At 67.8% G+C, this 20,703-nt stretch carries 20 protein-coding genes; 7 read left to right on the forward strand and 13 right to left on the reverse strand.

What is annotated here, in order from left to right; translation table 11 throughout:
* Nucleotides 1-63: 63 nt before the first annotated feature.
* The 10 genes from M9917_RS03245 to M9917_RS03290 form a co-directional block, all read right to left on the reverse strand.
* Nucleotides 64-969: a TIGR01459 family HAD-type hydrolase gene (locus M9917_RS03245; protein ID WP_297250861.1), complete on the reverse strand. Its 906-nt coding sequence runs from the start codon at nt 967-969 to the stop codon at nt 64-66.
* Nucleotides 947-1,759: a phosphonate ABC transporter, permease protein PhnE gene (gene phnE / locus M9917_RS03250; protein WP_297250862.1), complete on the reverse strand. Its 813-nt coding sequence runs from the start codon at nt 1,757-1,759 to the stop codon at nt 947-949. Before phnE (M9917_RS03250) ends, M9917_RS03245 begins: the two co-directional genes overlap by 23 nt.
* Nucleotides 1,756-2,559, reverse strand: coding sequence for a phosphonate ABC transporter, permease protein PhnE (phnE, locus tag M9917_RS03255; protein WP_297250863.1), 804 nt, complete (start codon nt 2,557-2,559; stop codon nt 1,756-1,758). The genes phnE (M9917_RS03250) and phnE (M9917_RS03255) overlap by 4 nt, the downstream gene beginning before the upstream one ends.
* Nucleotides 2,556-3,365: a phosphonate ABC transporter ATP-binding protein gene (phnC, locus tag M9917_RS03260; RefSeq protein WP_297254677.1), complete on the reverse strand. Its 810-nt coding sequence runs from the start codon at nt 3,363-3,365 to the stop codon at nt 2,556-2,558. Before phnC ends, phnE (M9917_RS03255) begins: the two co-directional genes overlap by 4 nt.
* A 32-nt stretch (nt 3,366-3,397) precedes the next feature.
* Complete coding sequence (gene phnD, locus M9917_RS03265) at nt 3,398-4,387, reverse strand: phosphate/phosphite/phosphonate ABC transporter substrate-binding protein (protein WP_297250864.1); 990 nt, start codon at nt 4,385-4,387, stop codon at nt 3,398-3,400.
* 120 nt (nt 4,388-4,507) lie between these two features.
* Nucleotides 4,508-5,290: a DeoR/GlpR family DNA-binding transcription regulator gene (locus tag M9917_RS03270; RefSeq protein ID WP_297250865.1), complete on the reverse strand. Its 783-nt coding sequence runs from the start codon at nt 5,288-5,290 to the stop codon at nt 4,508-4,510.
* An 88-nt stretch (nt 5,291-5,378) separates the two neighbouring features.
* On the reverse strand, nt 5,379-6,350 hold the full coding sequence (locus M9917_RS03275) for a MurR/RpiR family transcriptional regulator (RefSeq protein WP_297250866.1): 972 nt from the start codon (nt 6,348-6,350) through the stop codon (nt 5,379-5,381).
* Nucleotides 6,350-7,195: an ABC transporter permease gene (locus M9917_RS03280; protein WP_297250867.1), complete on the reverse strand. Its 846-nt coding sequence runs from the start codon at nt 7,193-7,195 to the stop codon at nt 6,350-6,352. The genes M9917_RS03275 and M9917_RS03280 overlap by 1 nt, the downstream gene beginning before the upstream one ends.
* Nucleotides 7,196-7,205: 10 nt before the next feature.
* Nucleotides 7,206-8,147 carry an ABC transporter permease gene (locus M9917_RS03285; protein ID WP_297250868.1) on the reverse strand — a complete coding sequence of 314 codons (942 nt, stop codon included), beginning with the start codon at nt 8,145-8,147 and terminating at the stop codon, nt 7,206-7,208.
* A 115-nt stretch (nt 8,148-8,262) separates the two neighbouring features.
* Nucleotides 8,263-9,828: an ABC transporter substrate-binding protein gene (locus tag M9917_RS03290; protein WP_297250869.1), complete on the reverse strand. Its 1,566-nt coding sequence runs from the start codon at nt 9,826-9,828 to the stop codon at nt 8,263-8,265.
* 286 nt (nt 9,829-10,114) lie between these two features.
* Here M9917_RS03290 and M9917_RS03295 point away from each other — a divergent pair, with 286 nt between their 5' ends.
* From M9917_RS03295 to M9917_RS03315, 5 genes are read left to right on the forward strand one after another with little or no spacing between them, the layout of a single operon-like run.
* Complete coding sequence (locus tag M9917_RS03295) at nt 10,115-11,308, forward strand: ABC transporter substrate-binding protein (protein ID WP_297250870.1); 1,194 nt, start codon at nt 10,115-10,117, stop codon at nt 11,306-11,308.
* A 49-nt stretch (nt 11,309-11,357) separates the two neighbouring features.
* The gene (locus M9917_RS03300) at nt 11,358-12,221 is read left to right on the forward strand and encodes a branched-chain amino acid ABC transporter permease (RefSeq protein ID WP_297250871.1); all 864 of its coding nucleotides are present in this window, start codon (nt 11,358-11,360) and stop codon (nt 12,219-12,221) included.
* Nucleotides 12,222-13,214 (forward strand): branched-chain amino acid ABC transporter permease, encoded by a 993-nt coding sequence (locus tag M9917_RS03305; protein ID WP_297250872.1) that lies wholly within the window; start codon nt 12,222-12,224, stop codon nt 13,212-13,214.
* The gene (locus M9917_RS03310; protein ID WP_297250873.1) at nt 13,211-13,975 is read left to right on the forward strand and encodes an ABC transporter ATP-binding protein; all 765 of its coding nucleotides are present in this window, start codon (nt 13,211-13,213) and stop codon (nt 13,973-13,975) included. Before M9917_RS03305 ends, M9917_RS03310 begins: the two co-directional genes overlap by 4 nt.
* On the forward strand, nt 13,956-14,672 hold the full coding sequence (locus M9917_RS03315) for an ABC transporter ATP-binding protein (RefSeq protein WP_297250874.1): 717 nt from the start codon (nt 13,956-13,958) through the stop codon (nt 14,670-14,672). Before M9917_RS03310 ends, M9917_RS03315 begins: the two co-directional genes overlap by 20 nt.
* 4 nt (nt 14,673-14,676) lie before the next feature.
* Here M9917_RS03315 and M9917_RS03320 read toward each other — a convergent pair whose 3' ends face one another.
* Together M9917_RS03320 and ggt are read right to left on the reverse strand one after the other, a co-directional pair.
* Nucleotides 14,677-15,642 (reverse strand): 2-hydroxyacid dehydrogenase, encoded by a 966-nt coding sequence (locus M9917_RS03320; protein ID WP_297250875.1) that lies wholly within the window; start codon nt 15,640-15,642, stop codon nt 14,677-14,679.
* 12 nt (nt 15,643-15,654) lie between these two features.
* Nucleotides 15,655-17,325 carry a gamma-glutamyltransferase gene (gene ggt / locus M9917_RS03325; RefSeq protein WP_297250876.1) on the reverse strand — a complete coding sequence of 557 codons (1,671 nt, stop codon included), beginning with the start codon at nt 17,323-17,325 and terminating at the stop codon, nt 15,655-15,657.
* 242 nt (nt 17,326-17,567) lie between these two features.
* Here ggt and M9917_RS03330 point away from each other — a divergent pair, with 242 nt between their 5' ends.
* A complete protein-coding gene (locus M9917_RS03330; RefSeq protein WP_297250877.1) occupies nt 17,568-18,518 on the forward strand; it encodes a D-2-hydroxyacid dehydrogenase in 951 nt (316 codons plus the stop codon).
* Nucleotides 18,519-18,745: 227 nt separating this feature from the next.
* On the forward strand, nt 18,746-20,239 hold the full coding sequence (locus tag M9917_RS03335) for a DUF6538 domain-containing protein (protein ID WP_297250878.1): 1,494 nt from the start codon (nt 18,746-18,748) through the stop codon (nt 20,237-20,239).
* Between the two features lie 96 nt (nt 20,240-20,335).
* Here M9917_RS03335 and M9917_RS21735 read toward each other — a convergent pair whose 3' ends face one another.
* Nucleotides 20,336-20,701 (reverse strand): helix-turn-helix domain-containing protein, encoded by a 366-nt coding sequence (locus tag M9917_RS21735; RefSeq protein ID WP_367273900.1) that lies wholly within the window; start codon nt 20,699-20,701, stop codon nt 20,336-20,338.
* Nucleotides 20,702-20,703 lie beyond the last annotated feature (2 nt).

Genomic DNA, 20,703 nt, shown 5'->3' on the forward strand with positions numbered 1-20,703 from the left:
ACAAGCCGCTCTCTAGCCGCAACCGGCCGCCGCTTCCTTGATCAGAGGCAAACAGCGCCCCGATCAGCCCCAGGCGAACCAGGACAGGCCGTAGCGGGGATGAAGCCCCTCGCGCGCGAACAGCCGGCGGCAGCTCTCGGGGTCGACCGCGCCCTCCCCGGTCCAGTCGAGGTCGCCGCGATGGATGCCGCCGGCGATGAAGGCTGAGTCGATCCCGGCCCGCGCCGCGCCGGCGACGTCGTGCTCAAGCGAATCCCCGATGGCGAGCAGGCGCCCGGCCGGACGGTCCATGAAGCGCAGGCAACTGCGGTAGATCCGCGGATATGGCTTGCCGTGGTAATGCACCCTGCCGCCCATCTCCTCATAGGCGAGCGCGGCGAGCCCCGGCGCCTCGTGCAGCGTGCCATCGGCATGGACGCGGTAGCGGTCGGGATTGGCGCAGATCATCGGCAGGCCGCGCCGTAGCGCCTGCTCCAGAACCGGCTTCCAGCCGGCTACCGACTGGCGCTGCGAATCCATGCTCATCACGAAGACGAAATCGGCCTCCTCGGGGGCGTCGGTCAGCGTCAGCCCGAGCCCGGCCGCCAGATGCTCCTCGCCCGGCCGCGCCAGCAGCAGGCAACGCCGGCCGAGATCGCGATAGGCGGGCTCGGAGCGCTGCAGCAGCGCATCGCGCGCATCGTCGCCCGCCGAAGCGACGCGGTCGTAGAGTTCGCGGGGGAAGCCCATCCCGGCGAGGACGGCCTCGTTGGCGGCGCCGCTGCGGCCCGAATTGGACAGGATGATCACCGCCTTGCCGGCCGCCCTGAGCCTTTCGAGGCAGGAGACGGCCTCGGGATAGGGCCGCGTGCCGTCATGCAGCACGCCCCATTGGTCGAGGAGGAAGCCGTCATAGCGGTCCGCCAATGCGCCAAGCCCGCCGGGAAAGACGGTCTGCGCCCAGGCTTCAGACGATGCGGGAGCGGACATAGGCGGACAATGCTTCGCTGACGACGACGATGCCGAGAATGGCGATCAGGATCACGATCGCCTGCGACCAGGCGAACTGGTTGATCGAGGCGTAGAGCAGAAGCCCGATGCCGCCGGCGCCGACGAAGCCGAGCACGCTCGATTCGCGCACATTGATGTCCCAGCGATAGATCGAGGTACCGATCAGCACCGGCAGGATCTGCGGCAGGATGGCGACGCCGTAGACCTGCAGCGTGCTGGCGCCGGTCGCCTCCACCGCCTCGATCTGGCCGGCATCGACCTCCTCGATCGCCTCGGCGACGAGCTTGGCGATGAAGCCGACCGAACGCGCCGCGACCGCGCAGATGCCGGCGACCGGCCCCGGCCCGAAGATCGCGACGAAGACCAGCCCCCAGATCACCGTGTTGATCGAGCGCGACATCACCAGGATGGCGCGGCCGACGAGCCAGCTCCCCTGGTTCCAGGTGGTGTTGCGCGCCGCGAGGAACGCGACCGGCAGGGCGAAGACGATGGCGATCATCGTGCCGAGCGTGGCGATGTGCAGCGTCTCGATCAGCGGCTGGACGATGCGCGGCAGATAGGACCAGCGCGGCGGCCACATCCGCCCGATCAGGTCGGCCGCCTGCTCGTGGGCGTCGGCGAAGAAGGCCCATTCGATGTCGAGCGCCGAGACGGACCAGGCCGCGGCGAGCGCGATGCCGCCGAGCCAGAGCCAGTGCACGAGGCGCTGGCGCGGCGAATAGCGCTCCCAGCGGTCGGGATAATGGCGCGGGGGCTGGTGCGCGGTCATCTCAGCTTCCGCCTCGCCCAGTCGCTGAACCATTCGCCGAAGGCGACCATCGCCGCGATCGTCAGGAGGATCGCGCTGGCGAAGTCGAAATCGTAGCGCGAGAACGAGGCCGAGAGCGTCTGGCCGATGCCGCCGGCGCCGACGATGCCGATCACGGTCGAATGCCTGAGGTTGGAATCGAGCCGGTAGATCAGCACGCCCAGCGTCTTGACCAGCACCTGCGGCACGACCGCGTAGAAGAAGGTCTGGCCGAAGCTCGCCCCCGTCGCGCGGATCGCCTCGACGGGGCCGGGCTTCATGTTCTCGATATCCTCGGCCAGCATCTTGCCGAGGAAGATCGACGAGGAGAAGGCGAGCGTCAGCAGCCCCGCCACCGGGCCGAAGCCGAAGAGCTTGACGAAGAAGATCGCGATGATGACCTCGTGGAAGGTCCGGCCGGTGACGATGAAGGCGCGCGCCAGGAGATAGAGCGGCCGCGGCGCGAGATTGGCCGCCGCCGCGATGCCGATCGGGATCGACAAAACCGCGCCGATGATCGTCGCCGCGATGGCGATCTGCACGCTCTCGACCATGCCGGTCAGCAGGAGCTGCCAGCGGCCGAAATCCGGCGGGACCATCCTGACCAGAATCGTCCAGGCGCGCGGCAGCCCGGCGAGCACGCGCGCCGTATCGACGTTGAGCGTCGAAAGCGACCAGACCAGATAGGCGCAGACCACCGCCCAGAAAGCGAGGCGCCGGCCCGGGCTGCCGAAGATGCTCGGCGCGCGCCAGCGGCTCGGATAAGTGGCGGCCGTGGTCATGACGTGGCGCCGAGCGCGGTCACCGCCACGGGGGAAGCCTCGTCGTCCTCGTCCAGCGCGGCCGACCAGTCCTCCTCGCCGTAGATCTCGGTCAGCGCCGCGTCGGTCAGGGCGGAAGCCTCCGCGTCGAAGACGATCAGCCCGTCCTTCATGCCGATGATGCGGTCGGCATAGGCGCGGGCGAGCTCGACGTCGTGGATGTTGATGATCGCCGGCGTCTGGCGCTCGGCGACGAGCTCGCGCACGAGGCGCATGATCTGGCGCGAGGTCTTGGGGTCGAGGCTCGCCGTCGGCTCGTCGAGCAGCAGCAGGTCCGGCCGCTGCATCAGGGCGCGCGCGATGCCGACGCGCTGGCGCTGGCCGCCGGAGAGCGCGTCCGCCCGCTGGTCGTGATAGCCGTCGAGCCCGACGCGGTCGAGCAGCGCGAAGGCGGCCTGGATGTCCTGCGGCGGGAAACGGTAGCGCAGCGAGGCCAGGAGCCCGGTATAGCCGAGCCTCCCCGAGAGCACGTTCTGCATCACCGAGAGCCGCTCGACCAGATTGTATTCCTGGAAGATCATGCCGATCCGGCGCCGCACCGCGCGCAGGCCCTTGCGGTCGAGCGCGACGATATCGTCGCCGTTGAGCTTCACGCTGCCGGAGGTCGGCTCGACCAGCCGATTGATACAGCGGATGAAGGTGCTCTTGCCGGCGCCCGACGAGCCGATCACCGCCACGAGCTGCGGCCGGTCGATGACGACGTCGACGCCGCCCAGCGCCTTCTTGCCGGTCGGATAGACCTTGGTGAGCCCCGTAACCGCCAGCAGCGGCGCGCCGGCGCCCGCGGAGACTGCCGACATCAATCGCCCTTCAGCTTGGACAGCCCGTCCTGGGTATAGGTGATGCCGCTGTTGCTCTGGATCAGGATGATGTCGCCCCAGGCGTCCTTGTAGCTCAGCTCCTTGAAGCCCTTGGTGTCCTTGAACTCCTTGCCCAGCGCGGAATTGACGAAGTCGAAGGTCATGAAGGCTTCCTTGATCTTGGCCTGGAGCTCGGGCTTGAGATCATGGGCGATGCCGAAGGCGGTGCGTGGGAAGGGGCTCGATTCATAGACGATGCGGATGTCGTCGCGCTTGAACATGCCGCGCTCCGCCATGCGCTCGACCACGCTGGAGGCGACGGGGGCGGCGTCGTAGTCCTTGTTGACCACGCCCATGATCGAATTGTCGTGCTTGCCGGAATAGAGCACCTCGTAATCCTTGCCCGGCTCGATGCCCTTCTCCTTGAACAGGATGCGTGGCGCCGTGTCGCCCGAATTCGAGGAGGGCGCGACATGGGCGACGCGCTTGCCCTTGAGGTCGGCGATCGTCTTGATCGGCGAGTCTTTCGGCACGATCAGCTGGAGCGTATAGCCGATCGAGGCATCCTTCTTGGCCATGGCGACGATCGGCACGAAGCCGGCGAGATTGACCGCAAACGGCGTCGGGCCGCTGGCGACGCCGGCGATGTGGAGGCGCCCGGAGCGTAGCGCCTCGACCTGCGCGGCATAGGATTCGGCGCCGAACCATTTGGTCTTCTTGCCCGTCACCTTGCTCAGATGATCGAGGAAGCCGGCGAAGACGTTCTCGTAGACGGACGGATCCTCCACCGGGGTATAGGAGAAGATCAGCGTGTCCGGGTCCTTCTGCTTGGCTGGATCGGTCGGGGTGTCGGCGAGCAGATCGCGGTTGGCGTCGCAATAACGGGCGTCGAGCGTGCCGCGATTGGGGCAGTCCTGCGCCTCGGCCTGCCCGGCGAAGCCGAGGCCGAAAGCCATGAGGCAAAGGGACGCGATCTTGACGCGCAGCATGGCAACCTCCCTGGAACCGGCGCCCGTGAGCAGCGCTCGTGTAAGATTTCTTCCATCCTGATCAAAAGCGCGCATCGACGCAAGAGCGCCGGCTAAGAATTGGCGGGAGGAAGAGCCGCTTCAGGCCACGAGCCAGCGCGCGCCGGCACGCTCCCAGCCCGCGCGCAGGCGGGGGCCGGGCTCGGCATCGATCACGAACAGGCTCAGCGCCTCGGGCGGCGCAAGCCGCGCCGTGCCGGTCTGCTCGAACTTGCTGTGGTCGGCGAGCGCGAGGCTCTGCCGGGCGCGGCCCATCGCGGCCTGGCGTACCGCGATCTTCTCCAGGTCGAAATCCATCGGCGCGCCGTCGTCGTCGAAGCCGCCGAGACCGAGGATCGCGTAGTCGAAGCGGAAGCCCGCGATGCTGGCGATCGCGGCCTGCCCGGCGAGGGCGCCGTTGGCGCCGCGCGTCGTGCCGCCGGTCACCACCACGTCGAAGACGCCGTGGCTGCAAAAGATCTGAGCGACGCAGACGCTCGCCGTCACGACCCTGAGGCCGGGCTTGTTGATGAGGGCGCGCGCCGCCGCTTCGACCGTGGTGCCGACATCGAGGAAGACGGAGGCGCCCGGCGGCACGATCCGCGCCACGGCGGCACCGATCCGCTCCTTGCCCCGCGGCGAGACGGTGAGCTTCTGCGCATAGGCCGGGCGGATGCCGCCGGAGGCGAGCCCCGCGCCGCCGTGGAAGCGCTGCAGGAAGTTGCCGGCCTGGAGGCGGATGATCTCGCGTCGGACCGTCTGCGCCGAGACGCCGAAGCGCTCGGCCAGCGTCTCGATCGTGGTGAAGCCGAGCTCCTGCACCACGTCGAGGATCCGCCGCTGGCGCGGCGTCAGGGTCGCGAGATCGGGGGCGGAAGGGCTCATCGCGTCTCCGTGCCGGGGGCCTCGGGAGCGAAGGCTGCTCCCGTCGCGCGCATCATAGCGGCCCGTCGCGAAATGCAAGCGCGGCGCCTCAGCCGGTGCCGGGCCCGCCGTCCCCGGTCTCCAGCATCTGCCGCCAGCCGGCATGCAGCACGGAGGGGTCCTCGCGGTCGACGCCGTAGCTGTTGAGCACGTGCTGGAGATCGTTCATGCGCGCGATCAGCCCCGGCCCCTGGCGCAGGCCGACGAGGATCATCAGGACCTCGATCGCGATGAGCTGCACGACATAGGCGTCGGTGCCGACCAGCATGGTCGCGTCGCTCGGCACGTCCATCGGCAGCACGATATGGCCGAGCCCGGCCAGCGGCGTGCCGGCCTGCGTCAGGGCGATCACCGTCGCGCCGCGCGCCCGCCCGACCTCGACGGCGCGCAGCAGCGCCGGCATGCGCCCGACGAAGGAGATCGCCACCAGCACGTCGGCCGAGGTCAGCGTCGCCGCCGCGACGAGCTGGAAATGCGCGTCGGAGAAGGCGTTCGCGGTCAGGCCGAGGCGGAACAGCCGCGCCTGCAGGTCCTGCGCCAGGAAATGCGAGGTCGCTCCCGTGCCGAGGCAGTCGATCCGGCGCGCCCGCGTGATCGCCGCCGCCGCCCGGTCGAGCTCGGCCGGGTCGAGCCGGCGCTGCCATTCGGCGATGACCGTGGTCATGCTGCCGGTGACGTTGCGCACGACGTCGGCGGCGGCCTCGCCGACCCGCACCGAGCGGTGCAGGAAGGGCGCGCCCAGCGCCAGCGCCCCGGCGAGCTTCAGCTTCAGGTCCCGCAAGCCCTCGCAGCCGGCGGCGCGGGCGAAGCGCACGATGGTCGGCGCGCTGACGCCGGCGCGGGCCGCGATCTCCTCGACATTCGCCTTCACCACCCAGCCGGGCTCGTCGAGGATCAGCCGCCCGACGCGCCGCTGGCTCTCCGACATCGTGCCGAGGCCGGCCCGCACGGCGCTGAGGATATCCGACGCTCCGACCGGTTCCTCCGGCCCGGCAGCGGGCTGAGCCTGCCCGGCGGCCATCACAGCTCCTTCCTGAGGCGCGGATCCAGCATGTCGCGCAGGCCGTCGCCGACGACCTGGAGCGACAGGGCCACGAACACGATGGCAAGCCCCGGAAAGACGACGAGCCAGAAGGCGTCGTCGGCATATTGCTGGCCCGACGCGATCATCGTGCCCCAGGTCGGCGTCTCCGGCGGCACCCCCGCGCCGAGGAAGGAAAGCCCCGCCTCCGCCAGCACCGCATAGGCGAAGATGAAGGTCGCCTGCACCAGGACCGGCGAGGCGATGTTGGGCAGCAGATGGATCGAGAGGATGCGCGCCGTCGAGGCGCCGATCGAGCGGGCCGATTCGACGAAGGGCAATTCGCGCACCACCAGCGTCGAGGCGCGGATGACGCGCACCACGCGCGGCGTGTAGACGATCGACAGCGCCAGGACGACGTTGCCGGCCGAGGCGCCCAGCACCGCGACGAGGAAGATCGCGAGCAGAATGTCGGGCAGCGACATCAGCGCGTCGACGAGGCGCATGATCGGCCCGTCGAGGCGCTTGAAATAGCCCGCCAGCAGGCCGAGCACCGCGCCCGCCGTGATCGAGATCACCACCACCGAAAAGCCGATGCCGAGCGAGGCGCGCGCGCCCCAGACGACGCGCGAGAAGATGTCGCGGCCGAGCTCATCGGTGCCGAACCAGTTGACCTCGCCCGGCGGGCGCAGGCGCCTGACCACGCGCATCGCGCCGGGGTCGAAGGGGGAGAGCCAGGGCGCAAACAGCGCCAGCACGAAGGCGACCAGGAGCACCAGCGCCGCGACCAGCACGAGCCTGCGCCGGAACAGGGCGCGGAAGAAGGCGAGGACGGGAGAGTTCATCGCCGCCTCCTCAGTAGCGCACGCGCGGATCGACCAGCGTGTAGATCAGGTCGATGGCGAGGTTGACCAGGACGTAGATCCCCGCGACCGCGAGCAACGCCCCCTGGATCACGGGATAGTCGCGCCGCAGCACCGCCGAGACGACGAGGTTGCCGATGCCGGGCAGCCCGAACACCGTCTCGGTGACGATCGCGCCGCCGATCAGCAGCGCCAGCGTCAGGCCGAGCACGGTGATGACGGGGACCAGCACGTTGCGGAAGGCATGCTCCAGCAGGACGCGCCGCTCGGACAGGCCCTTCGCGCGGGCCGTGCGCAGGAAATCGGCGCTGAGGATGTCGAGCATGCTGGCGCGGGTGAAACGGGTGATCAGCGCCGAATTGACCAGGCCGAGCACGGCGGACGGCAGCAGCAGATGCTGGAGCCGCTCCGCGAAACCGGCATCCGGCGAGCCGTAGCCCGCGACCGGGAACCAGCCGAGCTTGACCGCGAAGAACTGGATGAAGATCAGGCCGAGCCAGAAGCTCGGGATGTTCGCCGCCAGCATGGCAAGGCCGCTGACCACCTGATCGAGCGGGCGCCCGCGCCAGACCGCCGAGGCGATGCCGGCCGGCACGCCGATCGCCGCAGCGATGGCGAGCGAGAACATCGCCAGGAAGAAGGTCGGCTCGGCGCGCTCGAGCAGCGCCTGCGTCACCGGCCGCTGGAGGAAGATGGACTGGCCGAGATTGCCGCTCGCCACCTCCTTCAGCCAGAGCACGAACTGCACCAGCAGCGGCTTGTCGAGGCCGTAGGCGATGCGCAGCTTGGCGATGTCCTCGGCCGTGGCCTGATCGCCGAGCATCAGCGCGGCCGGATCGCCAGGCGCCAGCCGCGTCAGGAAGAAGACCATCGCGGCGACGATGAAAAGCACGAGCAGCAGACCGGCGAACCGGCGTCCGAGATGCGCGAGCATCGGATACGCTCCGTTGGCTGGAGGCAGGCGTGGCGGGACACGATGCGGCGCGGCCGAAGCCGCGCCGACGATATGTCAGGGACGGTGGCGATCCTACGGGATCACCCGTCCGATATCATTTGTCGAGATCGACGTTCCAGAACGACGGCCAGGGCATCGCCGTGAAGTCCTTCATCTTGGCCGAGGCGCCGGAGAGCGCGGCGAAGTTGCCGGCGCGGATATAGGGCACCTCGTCGAAGATGACCTGCTGGACCTTGCCCCAGAGCGCGCCGCGCTTCACCGGATCGGGCTCGGCGTTGAAGGCGGTGAGCGCCGCCTCCTTGGCCGGGGTCGACCACCAGCCGGGCGCGCCGTCGCCGAGCTGCGGCGGCGAGAGCATCGGCTCGGGCAGGAAGGCGGAATGGGTGATGTAGACGTCCCACAGCGCCGGATCGCCGCGGCGCTGGATCAGCGTCGCCCAGTCGACGACGTCGAGCTGCACCTTGAAGCCGGCCGCCTTCATCTGCTCGGCCATCACCAGCGCCATGCGGTGGTGGAAGTCGTACTGCTTCGAGTTGAGGATGCGGATCGGCGTGCCGTCGTATTTCGCCTCGGCGAGCAGCTTCTTGGCGCCGGCGACGTCGGCGCGGCTGTACTTGTCCTTGCCGGCCTCGGAGAAGAAGGGCGAGCCCTTGGGGAAATGCGCGGGCGCGAGCGCGAAGAACTTCGGCTCGCCGAAGCCCGCCATCAGCACCTCTTCGAGGTCGAGCGCCATCTGGAAGGCCTGGCGGACCTTCAGATCGGCCATCGGCCCCTGCTTGGTGTTGGTCGGGAAATAGGGGAAGCCGAAGGGCATGGTCAGCACGGCCTTGGCCGCGCTGGACGCGGACAGCTTCTTGAAGCTCTCGACCGGGAGCTGGTCGGAGAACTGGTACTGGCCGGCGATGACGCCCTCGAGGCGGGTATTGGCGTTCGGCACCGGGATGAAGCGCAGCTCGTCGATCTTCGCCTCGCGCTTGCCGGCATAGCCGGAGGTCGGCTCGCTGCGCGAAGCATAGCCGTCGTGCCTGACCAGCACGACAAACTGGTCGGGCTTGCGCTCGCGGAACTTGTAGGGGCCGGTGCCGACGAACTCGGTCAGCGGATTGGCGATCGATTCCTTGGCCATGATCGCGGCGAAGCCCGACGGCAGCGCCAGATGCGCGAGCAGCGCGGGCTCGACCTTGTTCAGCACGATCTCGACGCTCGACGGCCCCTTGGCGGTCAGGCTCGCGACGCTCTTGGCGAGGCCCTTGCCGCGCGGGGTCATCTCGAGCCAGCGCTTCAGCGAGGCGACCACGTCCTCGGCGTCGAGATCGCGGCCGTTATGGAGCTTCACGCCCTTGCGCAGCTCGATTCCATAGGTCTTGCCGTCGGCCGAGATCGCCGGCAGCGAAGCCGCCAGCATCGGCTGCGTCGCCCAGTTGGCGTCGAAGGTGAACAGCGGCTCGTAGACATGCTGCATGATCGTACCGACGAGATCGGCGGTCGAGGCCATCGGATCGAGCGACTGCGGCTCGCCGACCATGGCGAGATTGGCGCTGGAAGCGCCCTGTGCCAGCCCGGCCGCGGGCGCGAGCATCGTCGAAGCCGCAAGACCGGCGGCAAGGCCGCCCAGGCCACGGCGCGTCAAACCGGTGCGCGAAAGAGAATCGTTCTGCATGGTCACTCCCCGGAAAAGCCGCCATTCGCGGCGTTATGAAATTTTATTACCGGAAACTTACCGCAATCGAGGCATCAAGGCAACCGGAATCCGCTAGAAATCCACCCTTATCGCATGGAACACCGCTGATAAGGCTACTGATCTCCGAGGGCTTCCCCCATTCATGTAATTTAATTCCCTACCCTGCCGGAGCGGCGGCGTTTCGCAGTTTCCGTGTTTCGCAGAAGCGCCGAAGTGCTCTAGAGCTTCGAGCCACGCATTGCGCCCGCAAGATCGGAGACGATGGATGAGCAAGGGATTCTGGAACAGATTGCTGCCCGCCGGTGCGCTGGCGCTCGCAGGCGCGCTCGCGCTCGGCGCCTCCGCCGCGGCGGACACGATCAAGGTCGGCATCATCGGCCCGTTCTCCGGCCCCTTCGCGCTGCAGGGCAAGAACTTCCAGGCCGGCGCCGAAGCCTGGCTCGCGCAGAACGGCAAGAACGTCGCAGGCCACGAGATCGAGCTGATCTATCGCGACCTGCCGACGGCCAACCCGCAGCAGGCGCGCGCGCTCGCGCAGGAGCTGATCGTGCGCGACAAGGTGCAGTATCTCGGCGGCATCTATTTCACGCCGGACGCCATGGCGATCACCCCGCTGCTGAAGCAGGGCAACGTCCCGCTGGTGATCTTCAACGCCGCGACCTCGGCGATCACGGCCTCCTCGCCGCTGGTGGTGCGCACCTCCTTCACCATGGGGCAGACGGCGACGCCGCTGGGCCAGGCGGCGGTGGAGCGCGGGGTGAAGAGCTTCGTCTCGGTCGTCAGCGACTACGGCCCCGGCATCGATGCAGAGGGCGCCTTCCGGAAGGCGATCGAGGCGGCCGGCGGCACGGTGAAGGAAGCGATCCGCATCCCGCTCAGCACGACCGAGTTCAGCCCGATCATGCAGCGCATCCGCGATTCAGGCGCCGAGGGGCTCTTCGCCTTCCTGCCGTCGGGCCCGCCGACGCTCGGCTTCGTCAAGGCTTTCAGCGACACCGGCCTGAAGAAGGCGGGCGTCAAGTTCTTCGCCACCGGCGACCTCACCCAGGAATCGGACCTGCCGGCGCTGGGCGAGGCGGCGGAGGGCCTGATCACCTCCTACCATTATGCGGTCTCGCACGATTCCGAGCTCAACAAGCGCTTCGTCGCCGCCGCCGAGAAGGCGATCGGCGCGCCGGACCTCGTCTCCTTCCCGGCGGTCGGCGCCTATGACGGGATGTTCGTGATCTCGAAGATGATCGCGGCGACCGACGGCAAGCAGGACGCCGAGAAGGCGGTCGAGGCGGTGAAGGGGCTCGGCTGGGAAAGCCCGCGCGGCCCCGTCAGGATCGACCCCGAGACGCGCCACGTCACCCAGACGATCTATCTGCGCGAGGTGGCGAAGGACGCGCAGGGCCGCTGGATCAACAAGGAGATCGCCGGCGTGCCGGAGCAGAAGGACCCCGGACCGATCAAGTGAGCGACGCGACGCGCGACGCGCAACCCGCCCGAACGGGGCAAGCCGGCCGATGCTGACCGCGCTGAGCATCGCCATGGACGCGCTCGCCTATGGCATGGCGCTGTTCATCATCTGCATCGGCCTGTCGCTGACCATGGGCCTGATGCGGGTGGTGAACCTCGCGCATGGCGCCTTCGCCATGATCGGCGGCTATATCGCCTCCTGGGCGATGCGCGAGCATGACCTCGGCTATGGCTTCGGGATCGCGCTGGCGATCGCCGGCACGGTGATGATCGCGGTGCCGCTCGAGCGCCTGCTCTATCGCCGCATCTACGACCGCAGCGAACTCACGCAGCTCTTGATGACGATCGGCCTCACCTTCTGCGTCATCGGCCTCACCAACTATCTCTTCGGGCCGAGCCTGAAGACGATTCCCCTGCCGGCCGCGCTCGCCCAGCCGATCGATCTCGGCTTCCGCAGCATCAGCGGGCATCGCCTCTTCGTCATCGTGAGCGGCCTTGCCGTCGCGGGGGGCCTTTGGTTCCTGGTCGCGCGTACCGGCTTCGGCGTCCACTTGCGCGCCGCGGTCGAGAACGCGCCGATGGCGCGCGCGCTCGGCATCCGCACCGAAACCGTCTATGCGTTAAGCTTCGCGCTCGCCATCGGGCTTTCCGCCTTCGGCGGCGTGGTCGGCGCCGAATTCCTGCCGATCGAGCCCTATTACGCGCTGCGCTACATGGTGACCTTCCTCGTCGTGGTCTCGGTCGGCGGCGCCGGCTCCATCCCCGGCGCGCTCGCCGCCTGCCTGCTACTCGGCGCCATCGATGTGACCGGGCGCTATCTCCTGCCCGATTTCGGCAATTTCTTCTTCTATCTCGCGGTGATCCTGGTGGTCTGCGCCTTCCCGCGCGGCCTGATGGGGCGGGCTCCCTAGATGGCCGAGGCGCCGCCCCCGCTTTCCGCCGTGCTCGGGCGCGACCTTGCCGGCCTCGCCCTGATCGCGGCGGCGGGGCTTGCCGGCTACTGGCTCTTTCCCGACAGCCTCGCCTTCCTGACGCGCCTGATCTCGATTTCGCTGCTCGTGCTCTCGCTCGACCTGATCGTCGGCTATTGCGGCATCGCCTCGCTCGGCCAGGGCGCGCTCTATGGCGCCGGCGCCTATGCCGCCGGCATCGCCTGCCTCGCCGGCCTCGACGATCCCGTCCTGCTCGTCCTGATCGGCGCGGCCGCCGGCGCCCTGACGGGGCTCGCCATGGGCGCCGTCATGCTGCGCGCCCATGGCTTGCCGCAGCTCGTGCTCTCGATCGCCATCGTCCAGCTCCTGCACGAGGCCGCCAACAAGGCCTCCTCGATCACCGGCGGCAGCGACGGGCTCTCGGGCCTCGAGCCCGCCCCGCTCTTCGGCGTCTTCGCCTTCGACCTGTGGGGCCGCAGCGCCTATCTCTTCGGGCTCAGCCTCCTGATCCTGGTCTTCGCCGGCTTGCGCTTCGTCACGCGCTCGCCCTTCGGCATGGTCTGCCGCGGGCTGAAGGAGGACCCGCTCAGGATCAGCGCGCTCGGCATCCGCGCCTTCCCGGTGCTGCTGCGGATGTTCGCGATCTCCGGCGCGGTCGCAGGGATGGGCGGCGCGCTTTCGGCGATCGCGACCCAGGTCGTCGGGCTCGACAGCATCAGTTTCGAGATTTCGGCCAATGCTCTCGTCATGCTGGTGGTCGGCGGCATGGGCCATCTCCACGGCGCGCTGATCGGCACCGTGATCTTCATGGCGCTCGAGCATGTCATCGCCGCGATCGACCCTTTCCACTGGATGACGCTGGTCGGCGCCGTGCTGATCGCCATCGTGCTCTTCGCCCCGCGCGGGCTCTCCGGCACGCTGGACGAGGCCGCCCGGCTGCTCACGCGCCGGCCCCCGGAGCCCGGCCGATGAACCCGGTCTTCGCGGTCAGCCGTCTCTCCAAGGCATTCGGCGGGATCACGGTCGCGCGCGACATCTCGCTCGCGCTGGCCGAGGGCGAGCGGCTCGCCCTGATCGGCCCCAACGGCGCCGGCAAGACCTCATTCGTCGAGATCGCCACCGGCCGCATCGCGCCCGACGCAGGCCACGTCCGTCTCGCCGGCGAGGAGATCACCACCTTGAGCGCCGTCGGGCGTGTGCGGGCGGGCCTGGTGCGCAGCTTCCAGGTCACCCGCCTCTTCCCCGAGATGACGCCGGAGGAGCATGTCGTCATGGCCGTGCTGCAAAGGCTCGGCCGGGCGACGCGCATCTTCGCCCGCTTCGGCGGCGACCCCGCCGCGCGCGACGAGGCCGCCGCGATCCTGGCGGAGCTCGGGCTCGCCGAAGTCGCGCGCCGCAGGGTCGGGACAATCGCCTATGGCCAGCAGCGCCTCACCGAGATCGCGATCGCGCTGGCGCAGCGGCCGAAGGTGCTGCTGCTCGACGAGCCCGCCGCCGGCGTCCCCGCCGCCGACACGCCGCTGATCGAGGCGGCGCTCGCCCGCCTGCCGGCCTCGCTTACCGTGCTGATGATCGAGCACGACATGGACCTCGTCTTCCGCTTCGCCAGGCGCGTCGCGGTGATGGCCGCGGGCGAGATCATCTTCGAGGGCCCCCCGGCCGAGGTCGCCCGGGACCGAAGCGTCCGCGAAGCCTATCTCGGGAGCTATGCGCATGCCGGCCGCCGCGCTTGACGTCCGGGCCTTAAGCGCCGGCTACGGCCGGACCCATGTGCTGGAGGAGGTCTCCTTCCGCGTGCCCGCCGGCGGGCGGCTCGCCATCCTCGGCCGCAACGGCATGGGCAAGACCACGCTGCTGGCGAGCCTGATGGGGCTGACCCGCCGCTATGCCGGCAGCATCGGGCTCGACGGCCGCGACATCACCGCGCTCGGCACGGCGGAGCGGGCGCTCGCCGGCCTCGGCCTCGTTCCCCAGGCCCGCGAGGTGTTCCGGGGCCTGAGCGTGGAGGAGAACCTCTTCACCGGGCTGAAAGGCCGGCCGCGGCCGGCGATCGCGGAAGCCTATGGCCTGTTCCCGCGCCTCTACGAGCGCCGCCGCCATCTCGGCGCGCAATTGTCCGGCGGCGAGCAGCAGATGCTGGCGACGGCGCGCACCATCCTCGGCCAACCGTCCGTGCTGCTGCTCGACGAGCCGCTGGAGGGCCTGGCCCCGATCATCTGCGACATGCTGATGGAGGCTTTCGCCCGGCTCGCGGCGAGCGGGGCGACGACCATCCTCCTCGTCGAGCAGCGGCTGGAAAGCGCGCTCGCCTTCGCCGAGGCGGTCGTCATCCTCGAACGCGGACGCATCGTCTGGTCGGGCAGTCCCGGCGCGCTCAGGGCCGATGCGGAGCTGATCGAACGCCATCTCGGCGTCGGCGGCCTGCGTTGAGGCGTCACACCACCAGATCGAGCGGCGGCACCGGCTCGCCGCGCGAGACGCGCTGGATGTTGGCGAACATCCGCTTCACGGTCGGCACGAAACCGTCGGCGGAGAGCGCGGCCAGATGCGGCGTGGTCACCAGATTGTCGAGGGTGAGGAGCGCGCTTGCGGCCGGCAGCGGCTCGGTCGCGTAGACATCCATCGCCGCGCCCGCGATCTCCCCGTCCCGCAGCGCCACGACCAGATCCTGCTCCTTGACGACGCCGCCGCGCGCGGCATTGACCAGCACCGCCGTCCGCTTCATCGCCCTGAACGCCGCCGCGTCGATCAGATCGGCCGTTTCCGGCGTCAGCGGGCAATGCAGCGAGACCACGTCGGCCTCAGCCAGGAGCTGCGCCAGCGGCGCATGCCTGACACCGAGCGCCGCCTCCTCGGCGGCATCGAGCGGCGTGCGCTTGCTGTAGAGGATGGGGCAGCCAAAACCCTTCAGCAGCTTCGCGACGGTCTTGCCGATCATCCCCAGGCCGACGATGCCGACCGTCTTGCCGGAGAGCGTATAGGTCTCGCCGGGCAGTCTGCCGGTCGTCCAATGGCCCTTCCTCAATTCGGCATGGCCATAGGCGATGTGGCGCAGCGCCGACAGCATCAGCCCGATCGTGAATTCGGCGACGGGCACGGCGTTGGAGCCGGTCGTGCGCGCGACCGTGATGCCGAGCTCCTTGGCGGTCGCGATGTCGATATTGTCGTAGCCGACGCCCCATTTGTGCAGGAGCTTCAGCTTCCTGCCCGCGCGCAGCACGTCGCCGGAGACGCCGACCTGGCCGGTGATCGCATAATCGGCCTCGGCGATGATCTCCTTCATATGCGCGTCGCCGCGTGCCGTGCCATGGGTCAGCACGAAGCCGGGCGGCAGCAGCGCGCGCAGGCGCTCGGCGCGCTCGGGCGCCATCATGTCGAGCAGGACGATGGTCTCGGGCATAAGATGGTCCGGTCAGATGGTGAAGCGGGCCCCGGCGCGGGCGAGCCCGCCGGAGATGGCGACGGGCGTGCCGTCGGCGCGCCAGCAGGCGGCGCCGGTCATGGTGCCGTCCGGGTTGAAGGCGATGGCGTTCATGCCGCCGGCGACGCGCGGCGAGCGTATGACGCCGTGCCCGCGGGCGGCGAGCGCCTGCGCCACCGCCTCGGGGAAAGCCTCCTCGAGCTCGAGCACGCCGCCCTCGGTCCAGATGCGCGGCGCCTCGACCGCCTCCTGAAGGGTCATCCGATGGTCGATCAGGTTGACGATCGCCTGAAGCGCGGAGGGGAAGATGCGCAGCGCGCCCGGCAGGCCGAGCGCGAAGCAAAGCCTGCCCTCCTTCAGCACCATCATCGGCGCCATCGAGGTGAAGACCCGCTTACCCGGCGCGATCGAGAGCGCCCGTCCGGGATGCGGATCGAAATTGAACATGTAGTTGTTGGCGATCATCCCGGTGCCGGGGATCTGGAGGCAGGCGCCGAACAGCCCGTTGACGGTCTGCGTCGCGCTGACGACGTTGCCGGCCGCATCGGCGACGGTGACATGGGTGGTATCGGCGGATTCGCCGCCGGAGAGCCCGGCCGTCCAGCTTTTCGCCCGGTCCATCGCGATCTGGGCGCGCCGCTCGGCGGCATAAGCCTTGTCGATCAGCCTTTCGACCGGGACCTCGACGAAGGCCGGATCGGCGGTCGCCACGGCGCGGTCGGCGAAGGCGATCTTCAGCGCCTCGGCCAAGAGATGCACCGCATCCGTCGCGCCGAAGCCGAGCGCGCCGATATCGTAGCCTTCGAGGATGTTGAGCATCTGCGCGATGTGCACGCCCGAGGAGGAAGGCGGCGGGGGACCGAGGATCTCGTAGCCGCGATAGGCCCCCCGGATCGGCTGGCGCAGCACGACGCGGTATCGGGCGAGGTCGGCCTCGTCGATCAGCCCGCCATGGGCGGCCATATAGTCGCTCAAGGCCCGTCCCAGCCGCCCGCCATAGAGCGCCTGCGGGCCTTCGGCCGCGATCAGCTTCAGGCTTTCGGCATAATCGGGCTGAACCAGCCGCATGCCGGGCTGAAGCGGCTTTCCGCCCGGCAGCAGCATCGCCTCAAGGCCGGGATCGCGGGCGAGATCGACGACGTTGTCGGCGATGCAGTTCGCGAGATAGGGCGTGACCACGAAGCCGCGCCCGGCGAGCCCGATCGCCGGTTGCAGCACCTCGGCGAGCGTGAGCGCGCCGAAGCGGGAAAGCGCCTCGCACCAGCCCTTGAGGGCGCCGGGCACCGCGACCGCCCTGGCGCCGACCACGTTCTCGCGGTCGCGGGTGTCGCGCTGCCGGCCGATCTCGTCGGAGAGGCAATCGTACATGTCGGGCGTCGCCCTGCCCGGCGCGGTCGAAAGATTGTCGATCACGACATGGCGCCCCTCGGCGAGGCGGATATGGCTCAAGCCCCCGCCGAGGATGCCGACCATCATCGGCTCGACGACCGTCAGCGCGAAGAGCGCGGCCACCGCCGCGTCGACGGCATTGCCGCCGGCGAGCAGCATCTGCGCGCCCGCCGCCGAGGCGAGCGGATGATTGGTGACGACCATGCCGCGCGAGCCGGTCGCCGGCGCCTTCTCGCAGGCGAAGCGCGCGATGCGCGGGGCGGGAGCGTTCATGGCCGGGATCCTGGCGGCGAAACGGGTGGCGAGGCGGGAGCGGCACCTGGGCACGCTCACCGACGATAGACCGCATCGCCTGCATGCGGCACCCCCGAAGCATGCGGGGCCGCTCCCGGCCGGCGAAATGGACGACACACCGTTTAGGCCATAGGAAGGCAACGGCTTCGCGCGCGAAGCCGGACACGCCCTGGAAATCCCCGCTCGGCATCCGAGCGACCGGCACGGCTGCTGGAGGTCACATGCATCGCATCGTCTTTCTTGACCGCGGGACAATAGCCCCGCAGGTCGTCGTTCGCCGACCGGCTTTCGAGCATGTCTGGCAGGAGCATGAAAAATCGTCATCCGGCCAGATCCTGGAACGGGCCGAGGATGCGACGATCATCATCACCAACAAGGTCGATCTTCGCACCGACCTGCTGGCGAAACTGCCCCGGCTGAAACTCGTCGCGGTCGCCGCGACCGGCTATGACTGCATCGACGTCGCGGCCGCCCGGGAACGCGGTATCGCCGTCTGCAATATCCGTGGCTATGCCAAGACGACGGTGCCCGAACACACCTTCGCGCTGATCCTTTCGCTGTCGCGCGCGATCGTGCCCTATCATCAATCCGTGCGCGCCGGCCGATGGCAGGAAGCCGGCCAGTTCTGCTATTTCGATTTTCCGATCTTCGATCTGGCCGGCAAGCGGCTCGGCGTGATCGGCGGCGGGGTTCTGGGCACGCGCGTCGCCGAACTGGGCAGGGCCTTCGGAATGGATGTCGTGGTATACGATCCGAAGCCGGCGGCGCCGACACCGAGCCTGGTGCCGCTGGCCGAACTCATCCGCACCTCGGACGTCATCACCCTGCACTGTCCGCTGACCCCGGAAACGGCCGGCATCATCGACGCCGCGCAATTCCGGCGGATGGAGAAGAAGCCGCTGCTGATCAATACCGCCCGGGGCGGGCTGATCGTCGAGAACGATCTCTACGAGGCCTTGACGGGCGGGCTGGTCGCCGGCGCCGCGCTCGACGTGACCCTGCCGGAGCCTCCGCCCCCGGGCGGCAGCTTCATGCGGCTCGCCGCGCTGCCGAATGTCGTGGTCACGCCGCATACGGCGTGGTCGTCGGTCGAGGCACAGCAAGCTCTCGCCGACCAGTTGATCGACAATGTCGACGCTTTCGTCCAGGGGCAGCCGCGCAACGTCGTCTGACGGAACGAGATCCATCCGGGCCCGGCCAGCCGCCGGGCCGGAGATGTCGATGCTATCGGGGGAAAATCACCCACCAAGGCATGAAAGCCTTGGTGGAGCTGAGGGGAATCTCTGGAGCCTTTGCCGTCAAATCCTTGCAAGGATTGAAGCAATTGATTCTACGGGCCTAACTGGCTCTTCGTAGGGGACATGCTTGGGTACACGGGTGTGTAATCGGAGCAATCTCCATGTCTGCCGTTAACGGCTCCGCGCCGAGCTATCTTGAGAAGCATGGCGCCACATATCGGGTCACCTATCCGATCCCGAAAGAGCTTCAGAGACGCTTCGGAAAAAAGCGTCTCAAGGAATCACTTGGCACCGGTGACCTGCGGAAGGCGAACCGGCTCAAGGGAAAGGTCATCGGTCGCTTCGACGATATGGTCGAGTTGGAGCGAGCCAAGATCAGGCTTGAACGAGGCACGGCAGAGGACAAGGCGAAGCTTCTTCACGCCCTTCTCGCCGATCCCAATCAAGATCACGAAGGGCGCCAGTCAGCCCGTATGGATATCGACCTGGAGCACAGTGGCCTGCTGGGGCGCCCTATCGGCTACGAGTATGTTATCGGCGACGACGACGAGGAGATCGAAGTTCCGATCTATGACCCAATTCGGGAGGCCAACGCGCAGGCCTTTCTCTCGAACGCTCTTCCAGATGCGGAAAGCAGCCTCGATGCCATTCACGAGGAATGGCTCAAGACGCATATGAAAGATCTGACCGAGCGAACCAAGGCGGATGACCGGCGCGCTCTGCGCTATTGGAAGGATTGGTGCCGAGCTCGCAACTTCCCCATCGAAGTCCGGCAGTTCACCAGGGTTATGGCGTACGAGTTCGTGGAAGGTTTCGAAGCCATGTCGGGCGGCCTGCAGGAAGTGACCCGCGCGAAATATCTTAACCGCCTAACCGTGTTTTGGCAGCACTTAGAGAACAAGGGTCTGGTCGCCGAGAACGTTTGGGCCAATCAGAAAATCAGGGTGCCGATCAAGGACGAGGAGCGTCTGGAGCGGGCGTTCAAAATGGATGAAATCCGTCGGCTTTTGAGAGGCAATCCGTCCGTCAAGCTCCGCGATGTGATGATGATCGGAATGCTGACCGGCGCCCGGCTCGAAGCCATCATACGGTTGAAGGTCGAAGACATTTTCCCGGACCGGATCAAATTTGGGAAGCGCAAGAAGGAGGTTCGGAGTCGCTTTGTGCCGATCCACCCGCTTCTGCGACCAATTCTGGAGCGGCGTATCGCGGGTAAAGCCCCGAAAGATGACGTGTTCCCTGATTGGCCGGGCCCGAAGAAGGAGGGCAGCATGCGAGAGCGCTCCTTCAAGGCCAGCAATGCGTTCACGAAGTATCGCAAGTCCTGCGGTGTCGACGAAGTTTACGCCGGCGACCGCCGCTCAAAGGTGAATTTTCACTCGTTCCGGCGATGGTTCATCAGCCACATGCGCATGGACGCGCCTTTGGACATGGTGAGGGCCTTGGTTGGCCATAGCCATGGCAATGTTACCGATGATTGCTACCGCTGGACCGGGCCGCGCTTCAAACTGGCCGCCGAGTACATTTCTCGTCTGCCCATACCGCCGGATACGGATGAATATGTGCCGGACCCGGAAAGTGTGAATGTCTACGATACGGAACTCAGTCCGAAGAAGCAGCGGCGCCAATTAGAGGAGGACGTCGAAAACTCATGACCGGCAATGCCTTCTGAGATCGCCTCGGCAAAGCGACATGACAATGAGGCGCCGCGCTGAGTTGCCTTTAGGCAAATCCGGCAGGCGTACTCCTCGTCAGCTCGCAGCTACGCAATCTCGCTGAGTTCGCATCCGCTCACAGTAGATAGCGAATTTTACCGCCGCTTGAGTTCGAGAGCGCACCTCAAGGCGTCTTAGAATCTCTGATAGGTGCGCTTTGATGGTGGCCTCAGCCAAACCTCGCATCGCAGCGATTTGCTTATTCAAGTACCCGCTGGTGATCAATGTAAGTACTTGTAATTGTGCCGGACTAAGCGTGGCAAGCTTCTGCTCAAAATCGCTCTCTGGGTCGAAAAAAACGTCAGCCTTCGGGATAGCCATGCGCATCTGCGCGGGGCGAGTAGCACGGCATGGCAGGCCTGGATCGATGTAACGGTACCGGCGCTCGTGGCGAAAAGACATTA

Origin of the sequence: Bosea sp. (in: a-proteobacteria), assembly GCF_023953965.1 — a bacterium.
Lineage (GTDB): Bacteria > Pseudomonadota > Alphaproteobacteria > Rhizobiales > Beijerinckiaceae > Allobosea.

Coding starts and splice junctions, on each gene's coding strand:
- M9917_RS03295 (WP_297250870.1), top strand. CDS start 10,115: ATGAGCAAGGGATTCTGGAACAGATTGCTGCCCGCCGGTGCGCTGGCG.
- phnE (WP_297250863.1), bottom strand. CDS start 2,559: ATGACCACGGCCGCCACTTATCCGAGCCGCTGGCGCGCGCCGAGCATC.
- M9917_RS03290 (WP_297250869.1), bottom strand. CDS start 9,828: ATGCAGAACGATTCTCTTTCGCGCACCGGTTTGACGCGCCGTGGCCTG.
- M9917_RS03270 (WP_297250865.1), bottom strand. CDS start 5,290: ATGAGCCCTTCCGCCCCCGATCTCGCGACCCTGACGCCGCGCCAGCGG.
- ggt (WP_297250876.1), bottom strand. CDS start 17,325: ATGAACGCTCCCGCCCCGCGCATCGCGCGCTTCGCCTGCGAGAAGGCG.
- M9917_RS03330 (WP_297250877.1), top strand. CDS start 17,568: ATGCATCGCATCGTCTTTCTTGACCGCGGGACAATAGCCCCGCAGGTC.
- M9917_RS21735 (WP_367273900.1), bottom strand. CDS start 20,701: ATGTCTTTTCGCCACGAGCGCCGGTACCGTTACATCGATCCAGGCCTG.
- M9917_RS03305 (WP_297250872.1), top strand. CDS start 12,222: ATGGCCGAGGCGCCGCCCCCGCTTTCCGCCGTGCTCGGGCGCGACCTT.
- M9917_RS03310 (WP_297250873.1), top strand. CDS start 13,211: ATGAACCCGGTCTTCGCGGTCAGCCGTCTCTCCAAGGCATTCGGCGGG.
- M9917_RS03280 (WP_297250867.1), bottom strand. CDS start 7,195: ATGAACTCTCCCGTCCTCGCCTTCTTCCGCGCCCTGTTCCGGCGCAGG.
- M9917_RS03335 (WP_297250878.1), top strand. CDS start 18,746: ATGTCTGCCGTTAACGGCTCCGCGCCGAGCTATCTTGAGAAGCATGGC.
- M9917_RS03275 (WP_297250866.1), bottom strand. CDS start 6,350: ATGGCCGCCGGGCAGGCTCAGCCCGCTGCCGGGCCGGAGGAACCGGTC.
- M9917_RS03285 (WP_297250868.1), bottom strand. CDS start 8,147: ATGCTCGCGCATCTCGGACGCCGGTTCGCCGGTCTGCTGCTCGTGCTT.
- M9917_RS03320 (WP_297250875.1), bottom strand. CDS start 15,642: ATGCCCGAGACCATCGTCCTGCTCGACATGATGGCGCCCGAGCGCGCC.
- M9917_RS03245 (WP_297250861.1), bottom strand. CDS start 969: ATGTCCGCTCCCGCATCGTCTGAAGCCTGGGCGCAGACCGTCTTTCCC.
- M9917_RS03300 (WP_297250871.1), top strand. CDS start 11,358: ATGCTGACCGCGCTGAGCATCGCCATGGACGCGCTCGCCTATGGCATG.
- phnE (WP_297250862.1), bottom strand. CDS start 1,759: ATGACCGCGCACCAGCCCCCGCGCCATTATCCCGACCGCTGGGAGCGC.
- M9917_RS03315 (WP_297250874.1), top strand. CDS start 13,956: ATGCCGGCCGCCGCGCTTGACGTCCGGGCCTTAAGCGCCGGCTACGGC.
- phnD (WP_297250864.1), bottom strand. CDS start 4,387: ATGCTGCGCGTCAAGATCGCGTCCCTTTGCCTCATGGCTTTCGGCCTC.